The organism is Streptococcus sp. GMD1S (assembly GCF_000296875.1).
In the GTDB taxonomy this organism is placed as follows: domain Bacteria; phylum Bacillota; class Bacilli; order Lactobacillales; family Streptococcaceae; genus Streptococcus.
The window spans coordinates 1-6131 of sequence record NZ_AJQY01000053.1 but is presented as its reverse complement, the minus strand read 5'-3'; the positions used below and the strand labels follow the sequence as shown (position 1 = coordinate 6131).

General features: G+C 43.9%; 3 protein-coding genes and 1 pseudogene. All 4 read left to right on the top strand.

Features of this window, described 5'->3' with window-relative positions:
* Positions 1-225: 225 nt before the first annotated feature.
* Positions 226-1506 (top strand): glycoside hydrolase family 125 protein, encoded by a 1281-nt coding sequence (locus tag GMD1S_RS06305; protein ID WP_000640538.1) that lies wholly within the window; start codon positions 226-228, stop codon positions 1504-1506.
* A 232-nt stretch (positions 1507-1738) separates the two neighbouring features.
* A complete protein-coding gene (locus GMD1S_RS06295; protein WP_000432728.1) occupies positions 1739-4384 on the top strand; it encodes an alpha-mannosidase in 2646 nt (881 codons plus the stop codon).
* 84 nt (positions 4385-4468) lie between these two features.
* Positions 4469-5338 carry an ROK family protein gene (locus GMD1S_RS06290; RefSeq protein WP_000150735.1) on the top strand — a complete coding sequence of 290 codons (870 nt, stop codon included), beginning with the start codon at positions 4469-4471 and terminating at the stop codon, positions 5336-5338.
* Positions 5332-6131 (top strand): annotated as a pseudogene (locus tag GMD1S_RS06285) (beta-N-acetylhexosaminidase); the annotation flags it as partial. The gene GMD1S_RS06290 and the pseudogene GMD1S_RS06285, both read left to right, overlap by 7 nt.

The window sequence follows — 6131 nt, the reverse complement described above, 5'->3', positions numbered from 1 at the left end:
CATGCTTGCTAGCAGTCCCAAAGCGGGTATCGATGGTTTCAAGTAGTGGTTTCATAGTATTTCCTTTAGCTGTTTTTCTACATTATATCAGAAAAATGAGGTCTTTAGAAAAGGAGTTTCAAAGATAACTATTTTGTAGAAAAATGACTATCATTTGTGTATGTATTTTCTGTCTCAAAAACTATATACTGAACATGAAACTTGTTTGAAAGAGGAAACTGCACGATGATTTATTCGAAAGAAATTGTTAGAGAATGGCTGGATGAAGTAGCAGAGCGGGCTAAGGACCATCCGGAGTGGGTGGATGTCTTTGAGCGTTGCTATACAGACACCTTGGACAATACGGTTGAGATCCTAGAAGATGGTTCAACCTTTGTACTCACAGGAGATATTCCTGCCATGTGGCTTCGGGATTCGACTGCCCAACTCAGACCCTACCTTCATGTGGCTAAAAGAGATCCTCTCTTACGTCAGACCATTGCAGGTTTGGTCAAGCGTCAAATGACCCTAGTACTCAAAGATCCGTATGCCAACTCCTTTAACATTGAGGAAAACTGGAAGGGCCACCACGAGACCGACCATACAGACCTTAATGGTTGGATTTGGGAGCGCAAGTATGAGGTGGACTCGCTTTGCTATCCTTTGCAGCTGGCTTATCTCCTATGGAAAGAGACTGGCGAAACCAGCCAGTTTGATGAAACTTTTGTCACAGCAACTAAGGAAATCCTTCATCTCTGGACGGTAGAGCAAGATCACAACAACTCTGCCTATCGTTTTGTTCGTGATACAGACCGTAAGGAAGACACTTTGGTAAATGATGGCTTTGGACCTGACTTTGCCGTGACAGGAATGACCTGGTCAGCCTTCCGACCAAGTGATGATTGTTGTCAGTATAGCTACTTGATTCCATCCAATATGTTTGCAGTCGTTGTCTTGGGTTATGTCCAAGAAATCTTTGCAGAATTGAATCTAGCTGATAGCGAGAGTGTCATCGCAGACGCTAAACGTCTGCAAGCAGAGATCCAAGAAGGGATCGAAAACTATGCCTACACCACCAACAGCAAGGGCGAAAAGATTTACGCCTTTGAAGTGGATGGTCTAGGAAATGCCAGCATCATGGATGATCCAAACGTCCCAAGTCTACTGGCTGCTCCATATCTTGGTTACTGTGATGTGGATGATGAAGTGTATCAAGCAACTCGTCGCACCATTCTCAGCCCTGAAAATCCATACTTCTACCAAGGAGAATACGCTAGCGGTCTCGGAAGCTCTCATACCTTCTATCGTTATATCTGGCCGATTGCCCTATCTATCCAAGGATTGACAACGACGGATAAGGCGGAGAAAAAACATTTGCTAGATCAACTCGTTGCCTGCGATGGTGGAACAGGTGTCATGCACGAAAGCTTCCACGTAGACGATCCGACTCTCTACTCTCGTGAATGGTTCTCATGGGCCAACATGATGTTCTGCGAATTGGTCTTGGATTACCTAGATATTCGCTAATACTCTTCGAAAATCAAATTCAAACCACGTCAGCTTCACCTTGCCGTATATATGTTACTGACTTCGTCAGTTCTATCTACAACCTCAAAGCAGTGCTTTGAGCAACCTGCAGCTAGCTTCCTAGTTTGCTCTTTGATTTTCATTGAGTATAAGGAGCACGTTTTCGCTCAACTGATTCTAGGAAAGAATCACAAATATATTTTTAAATTTAAGTTAGAATGAGGTTTTACTCATGGAAAATGTTGTTGTACATATCATCTCTCACAGTCACTGGGATCGTGAGTGGTATCTACCTTTTGAAAGTCACCGGATGCAGTTGGTGGAACTTTTTGACAATCTGTTTGATCTTTTTGAAAATGACCCTGAATTCAAGAGCTTCCACTTGGATGGACAAACCATTGTCCTCGATGACTATTTAGAAATTCGTCCTGAAAACCGTGACAAGGTGCAGCGTTATATTGACGAAGGCAAGCTCAAGATTGGTCCTTTTTACATCTTGCAGGATGATTACTTGATCTCCAGTGAAGCCAATGTCCGTAATACCTTGATTGGTCAGGCTGAATGCGCTAAATGGGGCAAATCTACTCAGATTGGTTACTTCCCAGATACCTTTGGGAATATGGGGCAAGCACCTCAAATCCTTCAAAAATCAGGCATTCACGTAGCAGCCTTTGGTCGTGGTGTCAAACCGATCGGTTTTGACAACCAAGTCCTTGAAGATGAGCAATTTACGTCTCAATTCTCTGAGATGTACTGGCAGGGTGCTGATGGTAGCCGTGTACTCGGTATTCTTTTTGCTAATTGGTACAGTAACGGGAATGAAATTCCAGTGGATAAAGACGAGGCTTTGGCTTTCTGGAAGCAAAAATTAGCAGACGTCCGTGATTATGCATCAACCAACCAATGGTTGATGATGAACGGCTGTGACCACCAGCCTGTTCAGAGAAATCTGAGCGAAGCCATTCGTGTGGCAAACGAACTCTTCCCTGACGTGACCTTTATTCATAGCTCATTTGACGAATATGTCCAAGCACTGGAAAGTGCCCTTCCTGAACAATTATCAACGGTCACAGGTGAGTTAACCAGTCAGGAAACGGATGGTTGGTATACTCTTGCCAATACTTCTTCTTCACGCGTTTACCTCAAACAAGCCTTCCAAGAAAATAGCAACTTGTTAGAGCAGGTCGTGGAACCATTAACCATTATCACTGGTGGACATAACCACAAGGATCAATTGACCTATGCTTGGAAAGTACTTCTGCAAAATGCACCGCACGATAGTATCTGTGGCTGTAGTATTGACGAGGTTCACCGTGAAATGGAAACTCGTTTTGCAAAGGTTAATCAAGTCGGGAATTTTGTTAAGACTAATCTTCTTAACGAATGGAAGGGCAAGTTGGCTACCCAAAATGCACAAAGTGAGCATCTTTTCACTGTTATCAATACAGCTTTGCATGATAAAGTAGATACCGTCAGCACGATTGTCGATGTAGCGGTCTGTCCATTTAAGGAATTGCACCCGACAGAGGGCTTCAAGAAAATGGCAGCCTTAACCTTGCCAGAGTATCATGTTGAAGATTTGGATGGTCATGTCATTGAAGCCAAGATTGAAGACTTGGGAGCAAGTTTTGGCTATACTTTGCCAAAGGATAAATTCCGCCAACCATATATTGCACGCCAAGTGCGCGTGACAATCCCAGTCCACCTTGCTCCGCTTTCTTGGGCAAGCTTCCAATTGGTCGAAGGTCAAGTAGATCACCGTGATGGTATTTACCAAAATGGAGTCATTGATACACCATTCGTGACAGTGAGTGTAGATGAAGGAATCACAGTCTATGACAAGACTACAAACGAAGCCTACGAAGATTTCATCCAATTTGAGGACCGTGGAGATATTGGTAACGAGTACATTTACTTCCAACCAAAAGGAACTGAACCAATTTATGCTCAACTGAAAGGTTATGAAGTCTTAGAAAACAATGCTCGCTATGCTAAGGTTTTGCTCAAACATGACTTGACTATTCCAGTTAGCGCAGATGAAAGATTGGATGCAGAACAAAGAGGGATCATCGAGTTCATGAAACGAGATGCAGGTCGTTCAGAAGAGTTGACAACCATTCCTCTTGAAACAGAAATGACTGTCTTTGTGGACAATCCACAGATTCGCTTCAAGACTCGCTTTACTAATACAGCCAAAGACCACCGCATTCGTCTCTTAGTAAAAACTCATAACACTCGTCCAAGCAATGATTCCGAAAGCATCTATGAAGTTGTGACAAGACCAAATAAACCAGCAGCTTCTTGGGAAAATCCTGAAAATCCACAACACCAACAAGCCTTTGTCAGCTTGTATGATGATGTTAAAGGAGTGACAGTATCCAATAAAGGATTGCACGAATACGAAATTCTTGGAGATGACACCATGGCTGTAACCCTTCTTCGTGCTTCAGGCGAACTCGGTGACTGGGGCTATTTCCCAACACCGGAAGCTCAGTGCTTGCGTGATATCGAAGTTGAATTTGCAGTAGAATGTCACCAAGCAGGGGAACGCTTCTCAGCTTTCCGTCGTGCCAAAGCCTTCCAGGTGCCATTTACAGCTCTTCAAGTTGCAAAACAAGAGGGAAGCGTTGCAGCAACGGGTAGCCTCTTTAACCATCCGGCACTGAACTTGCCACAAGTCTGCCCAACAGCCTTTAAAGTTGCTGAAAATGAAGAAGGATACGTCCTTCGTTACTACAATATGAGTCAAGAAAATGTTCGCGTGTCTGAAAAACAACAAACCATTCTTGATTTGTTGGAACGCCCATATCCAGTTCATTCAGGACTATTGGCACCACAGGAAATTCGTACAGAATTGATCAAAAAAGAAGAAATTTAATTTCAACAAGAAAACATAAACAGAAAGGAGGAGCGAAAAAGTAAGAACCAACTGCTGATTCGCTCCTTTTTGCAGGTGAAAGTAATGACCATTGCAACGATTGATATCGGAGGGACTGGCATTAAGTTTGCTAGTCTAACTCCTGATGGAAAGATTTTAGATAAGACCAGCACCCCAACTCCAGAAACTCTGGAAGATTTGCTAGCTTGGTTGGACCAACGCTTATCGGAACAAGACTACAGCGGAATCGCTATGAGTGTGCCAGGTGCAGTTAATCAAGAAACAGGAGTGATTGAGGGAATTAGCGCCATTCCTTACATCCATGGTTTTTCTTGGTATGAGGCCCTTGCTCATCACAAACTACCTGTTCATTTAGAAAATGATGCCAACTGTGTTGGACTCAGCGAATTACTGGCTCACCCTGAGATTGAAAATGCAGCCTGTGTCGTGATTGGTACAGGAATTGGTGGCGCTATGATTATCAATGGCAAGCTTCACCGTGGTCGTCATGGTTTGGGCGGTGAGTTTGGCTACATGACAACCATCGAGCCCGCAGAAAGACTCAATAACTGGTCGCTACTAGCTTCTACAGGAAACATGGTTCGCTACGTCATTGAAAAATCTGGTCAGTCTGATTGGGACGGACGCAAGGTTTACCAAGAGGCTGCAGCAGGAAATGCCCTCTGCCAAGAAGCCATTGAGCGCATGAATCGTAACCTAGCTCAAGGCCTGCTCAATATCCAGTATCTCATTGACCCAGATGTCATTAGTCTGGGAGGTTCTATCAGTCAAAACCCAGATTTTATCAAAGGCGTTCAAAAAGCAGTAGACGCCTTTGTGGAAAGATATGAAGAATATACTATCGCTCCAGTCATTCAAGCTTGCACCTATCATGCAGATGCCAATCTATACGGTGCCCTTGTCAACTGGTTACAGGAGGAAAACCAATGGTAAGTTTTACAGGACTTAGTCCCAAACAAGCCCAAGCTATCGAAGTCTTAAAAAATCACATTTCTCTACCGGATGTAGAAGTGGCGGTTGCTCAGTCTGACCAAGCCTCTATCTCTATCAAGGGTGAGAGCGGAGAATATCAATTGACTTATCGCAAACCTCACCAACTCTATCGCGCCTTGTCTGTTCTCGCAACAGCTTTAGAAGAAGGTGATAAGGTGGAGATTGAGGAGCAAGCGGCTTATGAAGATTTAGCCTACATGGCTGACTGTTCGCGAAATGCGGTTCTAAATGTTGCATCAGCCAAGCAGATGATTGAAGTTTTGGCTCTCATGGGTTATTCAACCTTTGAGCTCTACATGGAAGATACCTATCAGATTGAAGGGCAACCTTATTTTGGTTATTTCCGCGGGGCTTATTCAGCTGAAGAATTACAGGAAATCGAAGCCTACGCCCAGCAGTTTGATATGACCTTTGTACCATGTATCCAGACCTTGGCTCACTTATCAGCCTTTGTTAAATGGGGTGTTAAAGAAGTCCAGCAACTTCGTGATGTAGAGGACATTCTCCTCATCGGCGAAGAAAAAGTTTACGACCTAATCGACGGCATGTTTGCGACTTTGTCTAAACTACAAACACGCAAGGTTAATATCGGCATGGACGAAGCCCACTTGGTTGGTTTGGGTCGCTATCTCATCTTAAACGGTGTTGTGGACCGTAGTCTCCTCATGTGTCAACATTTGGAGCGCGTGCTGGATATTGCAGACAAGTATGGTTTCCACTGCCAGATGTGGAG